Below are 13,763 nucleotides of genomic sequence, written 5' to 3' on the forward strand. Positions count from 1 at the left end.
TTCCGGCGCGCGCGAGGGTGCTTCGCCCTGAACCGATCATGTACGTTGACCTTCTCCCTCCCGTCGTGTCGGAGCGGAGGGACAAGACATCAGGGGAGTTGACGACTCGATGACAGCCGAGGACAACGGCGTGCCCGAGGACGACGACCCGTTTGCCTACCTCTACCGCGGCCAGGAGGGCGAGGACGCCGCCCGGAACGCCGCGCCGCAGCCCGGTGTGCCGCGGACGTCGTACCAGCAGGCGACCCAGGTCGGCCGCACCCAGTACGGCCAGCCCCGGCCGCAGCAGGGGCCGCCGGCGCCGCAGTACCAGCAGCAGTACACCCAGCCCTTCCCGCAGCAGGGCCAGCCCGGCCAGCCCTACCCGGGCCAGCAGCCCACCTCGCAGCTGCCGCCCGCCGGTGGCGGCCGCGCCGCGAGCCGCTCCGGCGGCGGCAGTGGGGGCGGCAGCAACCGCGCGGTGACCTTCGGTGCGATCGGCGTGGTGCTGGCCGTGGCCATCGGCATCGGCGTGGCCGTGGTCAACAGCGGCGGCGCCAAGTCCGACACCGCCGGCTCCGGCTCCAGCCCCTCCGTCTCCAGCAGCGCCCCGGCCTCGGTCAGCGCCAGCGCCTCGGCCCCGGCCCCGGCGGCTCCGCCCGGCAAGACCGACGTGGACTCGGCTTCGATGACCCTGGGCGGCGGCGCGGTCACCGCCGACAACCACACCGGCGGGGCCTCCACCGACGGCAAGTTCGTCCCGCTGACCTCCGCGGGCATGAGCATCACCTGGAACAACGTCACGGTGCCCAGCGCCGGCTCCTACACATTCTGGGTGCACTACGCCAACGCCGGGGCCTCCAGCACGACGCCGTTCACGCTGACCATCAACGGCAAGGCCATGAGCAACACGATAAACCTGGAGAACTGGGCCGGGAGCAACAACTGGGACCAGGCCTGGCAGCGCTCCTACGCCTCGGTCCCGCTGAACGCGGGCAGCAACAGCATCGAGCTGAGCTACGGCAGCGGCAGCGCGGGCGTCAACGTGGACCAGTTCGCGGTCACCGTCAGCCCGAGCACCCCGCCCTGGTCGTAGCCGCAGGGGCAGACCACAGCGCCCGGCGCGCCATCTCACGGTGGCGGGCCGGGCGCTGTCGTTCCGTCAGTCCGGCGGTGTCAGACGCTCGCCAGGTGGGCGAAGCGGTCCGCGCCGACGATCCACTCGCCCCGGCGCATGACCGCGACCAGCTGGTAGGCGTCGTCCAGGACGACCAGGTCGGCGTTCTTGCCGGGCTCCAACGAGCCCACCCGGTCGGCGATGCCGAGCAGTCGGGCCGGGTTGAGCGAGAGCACCTGGGCGGCGCGCTCGGGTGTCAGGCCGTTGACGGTGACGGCGCGTCGGAAGGCCACGTCCAGGGTGAGCGTGCTGCCCGCGATCGAGCCGCCCTCGACCAGCCGGGCGACGCCGTCCTGCACCCGGACCTGGAGCGGGCCGAGCGGGTAGAGGCCGTCGCCGAACCCGGCCGCCGACATGGCGTCGGTGATCAGCGCCACCCGGTCCAGGCCCGCGCCGGCCATGGCCAGGTCGATCACCGCGGGGTGCAAGTGGACGCCGTCGCCGACCAGTTCGACGGTGATCCGCTCGTCCTCCAGCAGCGCCACGATCGGGCCCGGCGCGCGGTGGCCGATCGCGGGCATGGCGTTGAACAGGTGGGTGGCGACGGTCGCGCCCGCCTCGATGCCGGCCAGCGTCTTGTCGTAGTTGGCGTCGGTGTGGCCGATCGCCGCGATCACGCCCAACTCCCGCAGTAGCCGGATGGATTCGATGCCGCCCTCCAACTCCGGTGCCAGGGTGAGCATCCGGGCGCTGCCGCGGGCGGCGTCCACCAACTTCCGCACCAGCGCCGGGTCGGGGTCGCGCAGCAGGTCGGGCTGGTGCGCGCCGCAGCGGTTGATGCTGATGAAGGGGCCCTCGAAGTGGATGCCCGCCAGCACCCCGTCCTCGACCAACTCGCTGAGTACCGAGGCCTGTCGGCAGATCTCGTCGATCTCGCCGGTGACCGTGCTGGCCATGGTGGTGGTGGTGCCGTGCTCCAGGTGGGTGCGGGCCGCCGTCAGCGCCTCCTCGGCGATGCCGGAGGCGTAGGAGGCGCCGCCGCCGCCGTGGACGTGCAGGTCCACGAAGCCGGGGGCGACGGTGTAGCCGCTGAGATCCAGCGGCGGCACGCCGCCGGACCCGGCCGGGCCGTCCGGGCCGTCGTCGGGGGCTGCCGCCGCCTCGGCGATCCGGCCGTCCTCGACGACCAGCCGTCCGTGGTCGACCACGCCGGTGGGCAGAACGAGCCTGGCCCCGGCCAGCACAGTGCGGTCCGCGTTGCTCACGCGGTCACCTCCAGTGAGAGCAGATCCCAGGCGAGCAGCCCTGCGCCCAGGCAAGCGGCGGTGTCTTTGAGCATCGCCGGTACGAGCGCGGGCGGCACCTGGAACGTGATCCGTTCCGCGACCGCTTCGCGCAGGGGGGTGAACAGGGTCTCGCCTGCCTCGGCGAGCCCGCCACCGATGATCACTGTCCGCGGGTCGAGCAGGCTCTGCGCCATGACGATCCCGTCGGCGAGCGCCGCGACGGCGTCCGCCCAGACCTCGGCCGCGCGTTGGTCCCCGGCCTCGACGGCCACCGCGCAGGCGGCCGCGTCGGCCTGCGGATCCCCGACGGCCTCCGCCCAGGCACGGGAGACGGCGGCGGCGGAGGCGATGGTCTCCAGGCAGCCGCGGGCGCCGCAACCGCACGGCGCGCCGCCGGGACGCACGACCACGTGGCCGATCTCCCCGCCGTTGCCGTGCGCCCCGGACTCGATCCGGCCGTCGATGCCGATGCCGCCGGCGATGCCGGTGCCCAGCGCCATGAACAGGAAGCGGTCGATGCCCCGGGCCGCCCCGATCCTGGCCTCGGCGAACGCCCCGGTGCGGACGTCGTGTCCGAGCGCCACCGGCAGCGGCTGCCCGGTGTCGGCCAGGCGTTCGCTGAGCAGCCGGCGCAGCGGCAGGTCGCGCCAGCCGAGGTTGGCGGAGAAGACGGCGATGCCGTTCTCCTCGTCGATCGTCCCGGGCACGGCGACGCCGGCCGCGAGGGCGGGGGTGCCGTAGCGGCGCAGGCCCTCGTCGCGGAGGTCGGCGGCGAAGCCGAGGATGCCGGAGACGACGGCGTCGGTTCCGCGCTCCCGGCCGGTCGGCCGGCGCTCCACATGCAGGAGTGCGCCGTCCTGGGCGACCAGGGCGGCTTTCATGCCGGTCCCGCCGACATCGAGTGCGATCACGTGCTTCACGGGGGACAGTCTCCCTTTCCGAGGGAGTAGAGGTCTAGTCCAGTTATTGAATTGGTCTGGTCCAAGTGTGCTCGGGATGACTCCCCGGCGGTACTGGGCGACTGCGGAGCGCATCCGTGACGGAGGGTAGCGAATGGTTGCCGCTGCCTTGAGCTGCGCGGATGCCCCAGTCGTGGGCTCTGTGGTCTAGACCAAGAGGAAGTGCAGGTGAAAGCCGTACCGATTCCGCAAGGGGGTTCGAGAAAATTCCGGCACGGGATCGGGACAATGGTCACGGAACGGTATCTGACGCGCTGCCGCCCCCAGTCGACTGATGGAAATAAAGGTGGTTTGTCCGGAATGTCGTTGCACAGGATGCAACGAAGTTCAGCTATTCGGTAAATGGTGTAGACCTCTTGTGCGGCCCGAAGAGAGACTGGCCGACACAACGGGGACGGCAGGTCTTCCGGTCCGAGCGGGTGGTCCCTCACACCGCCGGTCTCAACTGCCGACCTTGGACTCATATTCGAACCAGGCCAGGACCTGGTTCGCATCTGCGAAGGCGGTAGTTTCGTTGAAGCGTCGTATGCTCGCTCTCTCTGCACTCGGTGTCGCCGGCGCCATGGCCCTGACGGCTTGTGGAAGCTCCAGCTCGGGTAGCTCCAAGTCCGCCTCCGGCGGCGTCACCACCATCAACCTGCTCGCCGCCGACTACGGCACGGCCGGTACCTCGAACAGCTCCCAGACCTACTGGCAGGGCATCGCGGACGCCTTCCACAAGGCCAACCCGAGCATCATCGTCCACGTGCAGACCATCGCCTGGACCGACTGGCAGGCCAAGACCACGGCGATGTTCCAGGCCAAGCAGTACCCGGACATCCTCGAGGGCGACGCGCCGCAGGAGTTCGCCGCCGACAACCTGCTCTACCCGCTGAGCGACGTCATGTCGTCGACCACGGTCACCAACCTGATCCCGGTCTTCGAGAAGCAGGAGGAGACCAACGGCGTCGCCTACGGCGCCCCGTTCACCACCAGCGCCCGCGCCATGTTCTACAACAAGAAGCTGTTCGCGCAGGCCAAGATCCAGCCGCCGACGACCTGGGCGCAGCTGCAGAGCGACGCCGCCGCGATCAAGGCGCTGCCCGGCGGCAACATCGGCTACGACATGCCGCTCGGCCCCGAGGAGGCCCAGGGCGAGTCGCTGATGTGGATGCTGGGCAACGACGGCAACTACACCGACGGCACCGGCAAGTACGCCATCAACTCGGCCAACAACATCGCCACCTTCCAGTTCATGGCCGGCCTGGTCAAGGCGGGCGACACCGAGGCCGGTCCGGCCACCCAGGACCGCAAGGTCGCCTGGCAGGACTTCGCCAACGGCACGGTCGGCATGGTCGGCGGCTCCGGCGCGCTGATCCCGATCATCCAGGCCGCCGGCAAGCTGCAGAGCGCGGACTACGGCGTGGTCGCCATGCCCGGCAAGTCCGCCCCGCTCACCTCGGCCCTGGCCGTGCACGACGACATCACCGCCTTCAAGACCGGTGGCCACGCCGCGCAGATCAAGGCGTTCCTGGACTTCGCCTACCAGGACAAGTACCAGGAGCAGTTCGACAACGAGTACGACCTGCTGCCCGCCACCACCTCGGCCTCGGCCGCGCTGTCCGCGAGCAACCCGGTCGACGCCGGCTTCCTGGCCGCCGTCCCCAACGCCGTCCAGTACCCGACCAACGCCAACTGGACCCCGGTCCTGGCCAAGATCCAGAACACCATCGGCGCGGCTGTGAACAGCCCCAGCGCCGCCTCGGGCGTCCTGGGCCAGCTGCAGACCTTCGCCAACAGCAGCAACTAACACCACCCGCAGCGCCTGCGGCCGGTGCGGTGATCATGCCGCACCGGCCGCGGGCGCGCACCGATGGAGAAGACCATGACGCAAACGACTGACGCCCACGCGTTGGAGTCGGTGTCCGGGCCGGGTGGCAAGCCGCGGGGCCGGCGACGGTCGGACGGCCGGCTGCGCCGCCTGGCCAGAGCCCTGGAGCCGGTGCCCTGGGTGGCTCCCGCGACCGCACTGATCCTGTTCGTGGTGATCTGGCCGGTCATAGCGATGTTCCAGACCTCGCGGCAGAGCTTCGACTCGATGGGCTTCGACCACGGCTCGGCGGGTTGGACCAACTTCACCAAGCTCTTCGACGAGCCGGTCCTGGACGGGGTGCTGATCCGCACCGTGATCTGGGTGGTGGCCGTCGTCACGATCACCATGGTGACCTCCCTCGGTGTCGCGCAGCTGTTCAACAAGCAGTTCCCCGGCCGCAAGGTCGCCCGCTGGGCCCTGATCGCCCCCTGGGCGGCGTCGGTCGTGATGACCGCCATCGTCTTCCGCTGGATGCTCGACCCCAACAACGGCGCGCTCACCGTGCTCGCCCACGACCTGGGCCTGGTCAAGCAGTTCAACAGCACCAACTGGCTCTCCGAGCAGGTGCCCGCGTTCTGCTGGGAGATCTTCGTCGCGGTCTTCGTCTCGGTTCCGTTCACCACCTACGCCCTGCTGGCCGGCCTGCAGGCGGTGCCCAGCGAGGTGTACGAGGCGGCCAAGCTCGACGGCGCCTCGGTGTTCCGCACCTACTGGTCGGTGACCCTGCCGCTGCTGCGCCCGGCGCTGCTGGTGGCCTGCCTGATCAACGTGATGAACGTCTTCAACTCGTTCCCGATCATCTACGAGATGAACGGCGGCAACGCCAACAGCTCGGACGCCACCACCACCATCTTCATGTACACCACCCAGCAGTCGAGCATTGGTGAGGCCGCTGCGATGTCGGTGGTCAACTTCGGCTTCATCATCGTGATCGTCCTGCTGTTCCTGCGGGCGTCCAAGTGGAACTCCGCGGAGGACTGACAAATGGCCACCGACACCGTACGCGCCCACGCGGCGCCCAAGGCCCGGCCCGTCCTGACCCAGCGCAAGCCGCCCCGGCTGCGGACCGTCGTCACCTGCGCCGCCGCCTACCTCATCGGCGTGTTCTTCCTGCTGCCGTACCTGGAAATGGTGATCACGGCGCTGCGCCCGGCCCACCAGATGGCCGACCGCGACCTGCTGCCGACCAGCATCACCTTCTCCAACTTCACCAACATCTGGTCCACCGGGCTGGGCACCAACCTGGGGGTGAGCCTGGAGATCGCCTTCGGCGCCACCGCGCTGGTGCTGCTGGTGGCGATCCCCGCCGCGTACTACACCGCCCGGCGGAAGTTCCGCGGCCGGGGCCTGTTCCTGCTGCTGGTGCTGGTCACCCAGATGTTCCAGCCCACCGCGATGATCGTCGGCATCTACCGCGAGTTCCTGCAGCTGAACATGACCAACTCGGTCTGGGCGCTGATCCTGGTCAACGCGGGCTTCAACATGGCCTTCGCCATCTGGATCCTGAACGCCTACTTCAGCGCGATCCCCAAGGAGATCGAGGAGGCGGCCATCGTCGACGGCTGCACCCGCATCGGCGCGCTGTTCCGGGTCATCATCCCGCTGTCGATGCCCGGCATCGTCACCGCGCTGATCTTCACCTTCATCGCCGCCTGGAACGAGTTCATCGTCGCGCTGACGCTGATGACCACCAACCAGAACGGCGCTCCGCTGACGGTGAAGATCTCCACCTACGTCAGCCAGTACTCCACCGACTGGGGCCACCTGTTCGCCGGCTCGGTGATCGCCACCATCCCGGTGATCATCCTGTTCGCGCTGATCGAGGGCAAGGTCGTCTCCGGCCTGACCGCCGGCTCGGTCAAGTAGCGGCCCCGGACCGCGACACCACCAGCGAACGAGGCAGGGCGCCCCCGCGGTCCGGGGGCGCCCTGCCTCGTTGCTTCTCGTTGCCTTCTCGTCCGCCGGCTACGGCAGGGTGATGTGGTACGCCTTGCGCAGCGTCTCGTGCACCGTCCAGGTGGTGCGGTCGCCCTCGCGCAGCACGCAGGCGTCGCCCGGGCCGACGTCGAAGGTGTCGCCGCCGTCGACGGCGATCGTGGCCCGGCCGCTGACCACCACGAACAGTTCATCGGCCTCGGTGTCGGTGACCACGCCCGGCGTGATCTGCCAGATCCCCCGGATCTGCTTGCCGTCCTCGGACTCCCACAGGACGGCGCCGGACACCTCCGGCGAGCCCTCGACGATCTGCTCCGGGTCGAGCGGGTCCGGCTCCAGGTCGGCGTCCGGGATGTGTACGGCGAAGCTGCTGATGCTGGTCATGGGGCTGACGCTAGTCTCACCCGGGGCCGGAGGGGCAGAGGCACTGTGTGTCGTACCCCTGGGGCAGGATGACAGGTCGTATCGTCACACCGGCCGCCAGGCGTCAGAGACGCGAGGCAGCAGAGAGAGGGGGAGCAGGGGTGGAGGACGAACTGACCGACCGCGATCGCGCGGTGCTCGCCCTGGAGGCCCGCTACTGGCGTGCCCCCGGCGCCAAGGAGGCCGCCATCCGCGAGCAGCTGGGCCTGGCCCCGGCCCGCTACTACCAGCTGCTCAACGGACTGCTGGACCGCTCGGCGGCGCTGGCCCATGATCCCGTGCTGGTCCACCGGCTGCGCAGGCTGCGGGAGCAGCGCCGGGCCCGCCGCTGACCGTAGAGTCGGGGCATGGCCCTTCCCGAACCGCGAACCGCTGCCGGAGCCGCCGGGCTCGCCGCGCTCCTGGACGACCCGGCCCGCGCCGTGGTCGCCCTCGACTTCGACGGGACGCTCGCGCCGATCGTCGCCGACCCCCGCCGCGCCCACGCCCACCCGGCGGTGGTGCCCGCACTGGCCCGGCTCGCCCCCCGGCTCGCCGCCGTGGCCGTGGTCACCGGCCGCCCCACCGAGGAGGCGGTCCGGCTCGGCGGCTTCGCCGGCGTCCCCGGCCTGGAGCACCTGACCGTCCTCGGCCACTACGGCCTGGAGCGCTGGGACGCCGCCACCGGCGAGCTGCGCGCCCCCGAGGAGCATCCCGGCGTGGCCGCGCTGCGCGCCGACCTGGCCGCGCTGCCGGTGCCCGAGGGCACCTGGGTGGAGGACAAGGGCCACGCCATCGCCGTGCACACCCGCCGCACCGCCGACCCGGAGGCCGCGCTGCTCGCCCTGGACGCGCCGCTGCGCACCCTGGCCGAGCGGCACCGGCTGGCCGTCGAACCCGGCCGGATGGTGCTGGAGCTGCGCCCGCCGGGGATGGACAAGGGCGTCGCCCTGACCGCCTTCCTGCGCGAGCACAAGGCCGGGAGCGTGCTGTTCGCCGGGGACGACCTGGGCGATCTGGCCGCCTACGGCGCGGTCGAGGCGCTGCGCGACGGCTCGGTGAGCTTGGACGGCAGCGGCGGCTCCGACGCCTCCGGCCTGCCGGGGCTGCTGGTCTGCAGCGCCCCCGCCACCGGCGAGCCCCCGGTGGCGGCCCTCGCCGACCGGGCCGACCTGGTCGTCCCCGGCCCGGACGGCGTCGCCGCGCTGCTCACCGCCCTCGCCGACGCGCTCTGAAGCCCCGCCCCCGGCCCGGCCGAAGCCCCGGCCGGGGGCCGCCCGGCGCGGGGCCGTACCGTAAGGGGGGCCGCGCCACCGGGCGGCCGCCACACGCGACGGAGAGCTGGGAGGGCCGGCATGCCCGAGGCACGCTGGGTACGGGACGAGTCCCGCAAGCGCTGGGCGGCGCTGGGCTTCGACGGGCGCGAGGAGCTGTTCCGGCTCGCCCGCGAGGGCAAGCCCAGCCCGGACGTGGAGCTGTCGCTGGCCGCCGTGCACTGGTCCTGGGCGGTCCTCGGCCGTCCGGACGCCCGCCGCTCCTACCCGCTGGGGGACGCGCTGCTGCACTTCGCGCCCGCCGCCATGTTCGACAACGTCTACAACGGCACCCGGCAGCACGACTTCCGCCGGTCCGTCCGCCGCGAGGCGCGCCGGGTCGAGGCGGCCAACCTGCCCCGGCTGCGCCAGCTGGGCATCGACACCTCCCGCTGAGCCGCCCGGCCCGGCCGGGCTAGGACGACAGCGCCCGGTACTGGTCCAGGAACCAGGTGCTCGGCGGCACCGCGGTGGCCGCCTCGGCCAGCCGCTTGCAGCGGGCCGCGCGCTCGTCGCGGTCCATGGTCAGCGCGGTGTGCAGGGCCTCGGCGGTCTCGATCACGTCGTACGGGTTGACCGTGACGGCGTCCTCGCCGAGCTCGGCGAAGGCGCCGGCCTCGCGGGAGAGCACCAGCGCGCAGCCGTCGTCGGAGACCACCGGGATCTCCTTGGCGACCAGGTTCATGCCGTCCCGGATCGGGTTGACCAGGGCCACGTCGGCCAGCCGGTAGGCGGCCAGCGACCTCGGGAAGTCGTCGTCGACGTGCAGCATCACCGGCTGCCAGGTCGGCGTGCCCAGCTCGTCGTTGATCTCCTGCGCGGTGCGCAGCACCGAGGCGGTGTACTCGCGGTACTCCGGCAGGTCGTGCCGCGAGGGGTAGGCGAAGGCGATGTGGACCACCCGGTCCAGCCACTCCGGGCGGGTCCGCAGCAGGTGCCGGTAGGCGTGCAGGCCGCGCACGATGTTCTTGGACAGCTCGGTGCGGTCCACCCGGACGACGGTGCGCCGGTCCCCGACCGCCTCGCGCAGCGCGGCCAGCCGGGCGTCCACGTCGGGCCGGTGCGCGCGCTCGCGCAGGAAGTCGCCGTCGGCGCCGAGCGGGTGCACGCCCAGGTGGGTGGTGCGGCCCTGGTGCGTGACGACCGGGGCGTCGCCGCTGCGGTCCACCTCCGCGCCGAGGACGTGCTCGCAGCAGTCGGCGAAGGCGTCGGCCCAGCGGCGGGTGAGGAACCCGGCCCGGTCCGCGCCGAGGATGCCGGTCAGCACCTCGGCCGCCACGTCGTCCGGCAGCAGCCGGTAGTAGTCCGGCGGCGCCCAGGGCGTGTGCGAGAAGTGCCCGATCCGCAGGTCCGGCCGCAGCTCGCGGAGCAGCCGGGGTGTCAGTGACAGGTGGTAGTCCTGGACGAGCACGGTGGCCCCGGGCGCGGCAGCCTCGGCCAGCGCCTCGGCGAAGGCCGTGTTGTACGCCTGGTAGGAGGCCCACTCGCGGCGGAAGGAGGCCCCGAAGACCGGAGTCGTCGGCGTGTTGTAGATCAGGTGGTGGACGAACCAGAGGGTGGAGTTGGCGACGCCGTTGTAGGCCCGGGCGAAGGTGCCCGGGTCGATGTCCAGCATGCGTACGGAGGGGTCGGTGACCCCCTGCCGGGTGGCGGCGCGGTCGCCCTCGGTCAGGGCGGCGCAGACCCACACCGACTCGATCTCGTCGCCGATCGCGGACAGCCCGGAGACCAGGCCCCCGCCGCCCCGGCGCGGGGTGAGCGTCCCGTCGTCCTCGACCGTGTACGAGACGGGCCCCCGGTTGGAGGCGAGCAGGATCCGGGCGGGGCTTGCGTTGACCATGGTTGAGAGCCTTGCCGCAGCGGAGCAGGGTCAAACCCGGTATTCGGGCAGGCTGACCACGGGAGGCCGGTCGGTGCCCGGTATCGGCACGGTCAGGGGGGCGAAGCCGGTGGGCGTTCGGGTGAACTGGGTGAGGTACGGGCTGACCAGGTCGTCGCTGGGCTTGAGCCGGTCGCTGCGGGCCAGCCGGTCCAGGGCGGTGCGGTAGATGGTGGCCGCCATCCGGCCCAGGGCCTGCGCGTCCTGGTGCCGGTGGTGCCGCACGCCCACGTCGACCTGCGCCAGGGCGTCCAGTCCGGCCAGTTCCAGGGCGTCCACCAGCAGGCCCAGCTCCACCCCGTAGCCGGTGGCGAAGGGCAGCCGCTCCAGCAGCGAGCGCCGCGCCGCGTACTCGCCGCCGAGCGGCTGGACGAAGCCGGCCAGCCGGGGCCAGTGCAGGTTCAGCAGCGGGCGGGCGACCAGCTCGGTGACCCTGCCCCCGCCGGCCGGGATGGAGACCGTCTCGGTGTCCAGCGGCCGGTCGTACATGGCCTTCACGAAGGCCACCCCGGGGTCGGTGAGCAGCGGGCCGACGATGCCGGAGACGAAGGCCGAGGAGAACTCGCGCAGGTCGGCGTCGATGAAGCAGACGATGTCGCCCCGGGTGGCCAGCAGCGAGCGCCACAGCACCTCGCCCTTGCCGGGCTCGGCCGGGAGCCGCGGCAGGATGGCGTCCCGGTGCACCACCCGGGCCCCGGCCTCCGCCGCGACTCGCGCGGTGCCGTCGGTGGAGCCGGAGTCGACCACCACCAGTTCGTCGACCAGCGGCGCGGCGTCCATCAGGTCACGGCGGATGGCGGCGACGATGGCGCCGACGGTGGCCTCCTCGTCCAGGGCCGGCAGCACCACGCTGACCGTGGCCCCGGTGGCGCGCTTGGCGTCCAGCAGCTGCGGCAGCGGCCGGTCGGCCGCCGTCCAGGAGCGGCGGCCCAGCCAGTCCGCGACCTCGTCAAGCACAGCACTCCTCGGTAGTGGCTCCGTAGTTGCCCCGCGGTGGCGGCGTCCGGCGCAGCGGGGCGTCCCGTCTCGCCTCGCGGACGACTGCCGTCCGCGCGCGGCGCTTCGGTTACAGTCTTGGAGGACACGGCACGCCCATTGCAGCGGGGGTGCCCAGTCTTACGCACAAATGCGAACCGGCGCTGACCGACAGGTCGCGCGCGGACGCCATAGAGCTCATCCAGAGGGACTGAGGGAACGGCCCGTCGAAGTCCCGGCAACCCTCCTGCCAGCCGGCCTGCGGCCCTGGTGGGGAAGGTGCCAATTCCGTCCCGTGGCGAGACACGCCCCGGGGAAGATGAGGAGAGAGGGCCTCGCCACCATGGCAGTCACTGCTGTTACGTCCGTCACACCGCCCGTCGCACCGGAGGCCTTCGGCCCCGCCGTGGCGCTGTCCTGTCGGGAGTGCGGCGCCCGCACCCCGCTCGCACCGGACTTCGCCTGTACCCAGTGTTTCGGCCCGCTCGAAGTGGCCTACGACCTGCCCGTCGGCGATCCCGAGGCGCTGCGCGCCCGGATCGAGGCCGGCCCGGCCAACATCTGGCGCTACGCCCCGCTGCTGCCGGTCGCCGCCGACGTGGCCGACCGCCCCAACCTGAACCCCGGCTGGACCAAGCTGGTCAAGGCCGACAACCTGGCCCGCGAGCTGGGCGTCACCGGCGGCCTGTACGTCAAGGACGACTCCGGCAACCCCACCCACTCGTTCAAGGACCGGGTGGTGGCGATCGCCGTCGAGGCTGCCCGCACCTTCGGCTTCACCACCCTCTCCTGCTCCTCCACCGGCAACCTGGCCGGGGCGGTCGGCGCGGCCGCCGCCCGCACCGGGCTGCGCTCCTGCGTGTTCATCCCGCACGACCTGGAGCAGGGCAAGGTGGTCATGGCCGCGGTGTACGGCGGCGAGCTGGTCGGCATCGAGGGCAACTACGACGACGTGAACCGCTTCTGCTCGGAGCTGATCGGCGACCCGGCCGGCGAGGGCTGGGGCTTCGTCAACGTCAACCTGCGGCCGTACTACGGCGAGGGTTCCAAGACCCTGGCGTACGAGATCTGCGAGCAGCTGGGCTGGCGGCTGCCGGACCAGATCGTCATCCCGATCGCCTCGGGCTCGCAGCTCACCAAGATCGACAAGGGGCTGAAGGAGCTGATCGCCCTCGGCCTGGTCGAGGACAAGCCGTACAAGATCTTCGGCGCCCAGGCCGAGGGCTGCTCGCCGGTGTCGGTCGCCTTCAAGGCCGGGCGCGACGTGATCCGCCCGCAGAAGCCGGACACCATCGCCAAGTCCCTGGCCATCGGCAACCCGGCGGACGGCCCCTACGTGCTGGACATCTGCAGCCGCACCGGCGGCGCGGTCGAGGACGTCAACGACGAGCAGGTGGTCGACGCCATCAAGCTGCTGGCCCGCACCGAGGGCATCTTCGCGGAGACCGCGGGCGGCGTCACCGTGGGCGTGCTGCAGAAGCTCATCAAGAACGGCCTGCTCGACCCGGCCGCCGAGACCGTCGTCCTGAACACCGGTGACGGCCTGAAGACCCTGGACGCGGTGGAGCCGACCACCGGCCTGTCCGCGACCATCCGCCCGACCCTTGACTCGTTCCGAGAGGCTGGCCTCGCATGAGTGTCTCCGTCCGCATCCCGACGATCCTGCGCACCTACACCGGCGGCGCGGCCGAGGTGAAGGCCGAGGGCGCCACCCTCGCCGCCGTCATCGCCGACCTGGAGGCCAACCACGCGGGCATCAGCGACCGCATCCTGGACGACGGCGGCAAGCTGCGCCGCTTCGTGAACGTCTACGTCAACGAGGACGACGTGCGCTTCGCCGACGGCCTGGAGACCGCCACGCCGGACGGCGCGGGCGTCTCGATCATCCCGGCCGTCGCCGGCGGCTGCTGACCGGCTGCCGACCGACTGCACCGGCCTCCTCGGCGCCCACGGGCGGCGGGCGCGGTACCCCTGCGGGGGCCGCGCCCGCCGCCTTCGTGCATTCGGCGCCGCAGTGGGCGTTCGGGGCCGCCCCGGGCCGTCCGTGGCCGGCGGGGCCGGGGGTG

The 13,763-nt window shown here is 71.9% G+C and carries 14 protein-coding genes and 1 riboswitch; of the genes, 9 read left to right on the plus strand and 5 right to left on the minus strand.

Going from position 1 to position 13,763, the window contains the following annotated elements:
- Positions 1-109 precede the first annotated feature (109 nt).
- A complete protein-coding gene (locus tag GXW83_RS03205) occupies positions 110-1,075 on the plus strand; it encodes a carbohydrate-binding protein (protein ID WP_182441390.1) in 966 nt (321 codons plus the stop codon).
- A gap of 80 nt (positions 1,076-1,155) precedes the next feature.
- Here GXW83_RS03205 and nagA read toward each other — a convergent pair whose 3' ends face one another.
- Both nagA and GXW83_RS03215 read right to left on the minus strand, forming a co-directional pair.
- Positions 1,156-2,361: an N-acetylglucosamine-6-phosphate deacetylase gene (nagA, locus tag GXW83_RS03210; RefSeq protein WP_182441391.1), complete on the minus strand. Its 1,206-nt coding sequence runs from the start codon at positions 2,359-2,361 to the stop codon at positions 1,156-1,158.
- Complete coding sequence (locus tag GXW83_RS03215) at positions 2,358-3,302, minus strand: ROK family protein (RefSeq protein WP_182441392.1); 945 nt, start codon at positions 3,300-3,302, stop codon at positions 2,358-2,360. Before GXW83_RS03215 ends, nagA begins: the two co-directional genes overlap by 4 nt.
- A 565-nt stretch (positions 3,303-3,867) precedes the next feature.
- On the opposite strand from GXW83_RS03215, the gene GXW83_RS03220 reads away from it, so the two are divergent.
- The 3 genes from GXW83_RS03220 (at position 3,868) to GXW83_RS03230 (ending at position 7,059) form a co-directional block, all read left to right on the plus strand.
- A complete protein-coding gene (locus tag GXW83_RS03220) occupies positions 3,868-5,130 on the plus strand; it encodes an ABC transporter substrate-binding protein (RefSeq protein WP_182441393.1) in 1,263 nt (420 codons plus the stop codon).
- A gap of 75 nt (positions 5,131-5,205) precedes the next feature.
- Positions 5,206-6,174 (plus strand): carbohydrate ABC transporter permease, encoded by a 969-nt coding sequence (locus tag GXW83_RS03225; RefSeq protein ID WP_182441394.1) that lies wholly within the window; start codon positions 5,206-5,208, stop codon positions 6,172-6,174.
- A gap of 3 nt (positions 6,175-6,177) precedes the next feature.
- Positions 6,178-7,059 carry a carbohydrate ABC transporter permease gene (locus GXW83_RS03230; RefSeq protein ID WP_182441395.1) on the plus strand — a complete coding sequence of 294 codons (882 nt, stop codon included), beginning with the start codon at positions 6,178-6,180 and terminating at the stop codon, positions 7,057-7,059.
- A 99-nt stretch (positions 7,060-7,158) separates the two neighbouring features.
- Here GXW83_RS03230 and GXW83_RS03235 read toward each other — a convergent pair whose 3' ends face one another.
- Complete coding sequence (locus GXW83_RS03235; protein WP_182441396.1) at positions 7,159-7,512, minus strand: cupin domain-containing protein; 354 nt, start codon at positions 7,510-7,512, stop codon at positions 7,159-7,161.
- Positions 7,513-7,652: 140 nt separating this feature from the next.
- Here GXW83_RS03235 and GXW83_RS03240 point away from each other — a divergent pair, with 140 nt between their 5' ends.
- From GXW83_RS03240 to GXW83_RS03250, 3 genes are all read left to right on the plus strand, one after another.
- A complete protein-coding gene (locus tag GXW83_RS03240) occupies positions 7,653-7,883 on the plus strand; it encodes a DUF3263 domain-containing protein (protein ID WP_370466546.1) in 231 nt (76 codons plus the stop codon).
- 15 nt (positions 7,884-7,898) lie between these two features.
- Positions 7,899-8,765: a trehalose-phosphatase gene (gene otsB / locus GXW83_RS03245; RefSeq protein ID WP_182441398.1), complete on the plus strand. Its 867-nt coding sequence runs from the start codon at positions 7,899-7,901 to the stop codon at positions 8,763-8,765.
- A 120-nt stretch (positions 8,766-8,885) separates the two neighbouring features.
- Positions 8,886-9,239 (plus strand): hypothetical protein, encoded by a 354-nt coding sequence (locus tag GXW83_RS03250; RefSeq protein WP_182441399.1) that lies wholly within the window; start codon positions 8,886-8,888, stop codon positions 9,237-9,239.
- Between the two features lie 19 nt (positions 9,240-9,258).
- Here GXW83_RS03250 and GXW83_RS03255 read toward each other — a convergent pair whose 3' ends face one another.
- On the minus strand, positions 9,259-10,683 hold the full coding sequence (locus GXW83_RS03255; RefSeq protein ID WP_182441400.1) for a trehalose-6-phosphate synthase: 1,425 nt from the start codon (positions 10,681-10,683) through the stop codon (positions 9,259-9,261).
- A gap of 30 nt (positions 10,684-10,713) precedes the next feature.
- Complete coding sequence (locus GXW83_RS03260; RefSeq protein WP_182441401.1) at positions 10,714-11,679, minus strand: glucosyl-3-phosphoglycerate synthase; 966 nt, start codon at positions 11,677-11,679, stop codon at positions 10,714-10,716.
- A 213-nt stretch (positions 11,680-11,892) separates the two neighbouring features.
- A riboswitch (SAM riboswitch) is annotated at positions 11,893-12,023 on the plus strand.
- Between GXW83_RS03260 and thrC the strand changes: the two genes are divergently transcribed.
- Together thrC and GXW83_RS03270 are read left to right on the plus strand one after the other, a co-directional pair.
- A complete protein-coding gene (thrC, locus tag GXW83_RS03265) occupies positions 12,017-13,333 on the plus strand; it encodes a threonine synthase (protein WP_182441402.1) in 1,317 nt (438 codons plus the stop codon). It overlaps the preceding riboswitch by 7 nt.
- Entirely contained in the window at positions 13,330-13,608 is a 279-nt protein-coding gene (locus GXW83_RS03270) for a MoaD/ThiS family protein (RefSeq protein WP_182441403.1), read from the plus strand. Before thrC ends, GXW83_RS03270 begins: the two co-directional genes overlap by 4 nt.
- Positions 13,609-13,763 lie beyond the last annotated feature (155 nt).

The sequence above is a fragment of the Streptacidiphilus sp. PB12-B1b genome (assembly GCF_014084125.1).
Classification (GTDB): domain Bacteria; phylum Actinomycetota; class Actinomycetes; order Streptomycetales; family Streptomycetaceae; genus Streptacidiphilus.

Coding starts and splice junctions, on each gene's coding strand:
- GXW83_RS03205 (WP_182441390.1), top strand. CDS start 110: ATGACAGCCGAGGACAACGGCGTGCCCGAGGACGACGACCCGTTTGCC.
- GXW83_RS03220 (WP_182441393.1), top strand. CDS start 3,868: ATGCTCGCTCTCTCTGCACTCGGTGTCGCCGGCGCCATGGCCCTGACG.
- GXW83_RS03225 (WP_182441394.1), top strand. CDS start 5,206: ATGACGCAAACGACTGACGCCCACGCGTTGGAGTCGGTGTCCGGGCCG.
- GXW83_RS03230 (WP_182441395.1), top strand. CDS start 6,178: ATGGCCACCGACACCGTACGCGCCCACGCGGCGCCCAAGGCCCGGCCC.
- GXW83_RS03235 (WP_182441396.1), bottom strand. CDS start 7,512: ATGACCAGCATCAGCAGCTTCGCCGTACACATCCCGGACGCCGACCTG.
- otsB (WP_182441398.1), top strand. CDS start 7,899: ATGGCCCTTCCCGAACCGCGAACCGCTGCCGGAGCCGCCGGGCTCGCC.
- GXW83_RS03250 (WP_182441399.1), top strand. CDS start 8,886: ATGCCCGAGGCACGCTGGGTACGGGACGAGTCCCGCAAGCGCTGGGCG.
- GXW83_RS03255 (WP_182441400.1), bottom strand. CDS start 10,683: ATGGTCAACGCAAGCCCCGCCCGGATCCTGCTCGCCTCCAACCGGGGG.
- thrC (WP_182441402.1), top strand. CDS start 12,017: ATGAGGAGAGAGGGCCTCGCCACCATGGCAGTCACTGCTGTTACGTCC.
- GXW83_RS03270 (WP_182441403.1), top strand. CDS start 13,330: ATGAGTGTCTCCGTCCGCATCCCGACGATCCTGCGCACCTACACCGGC.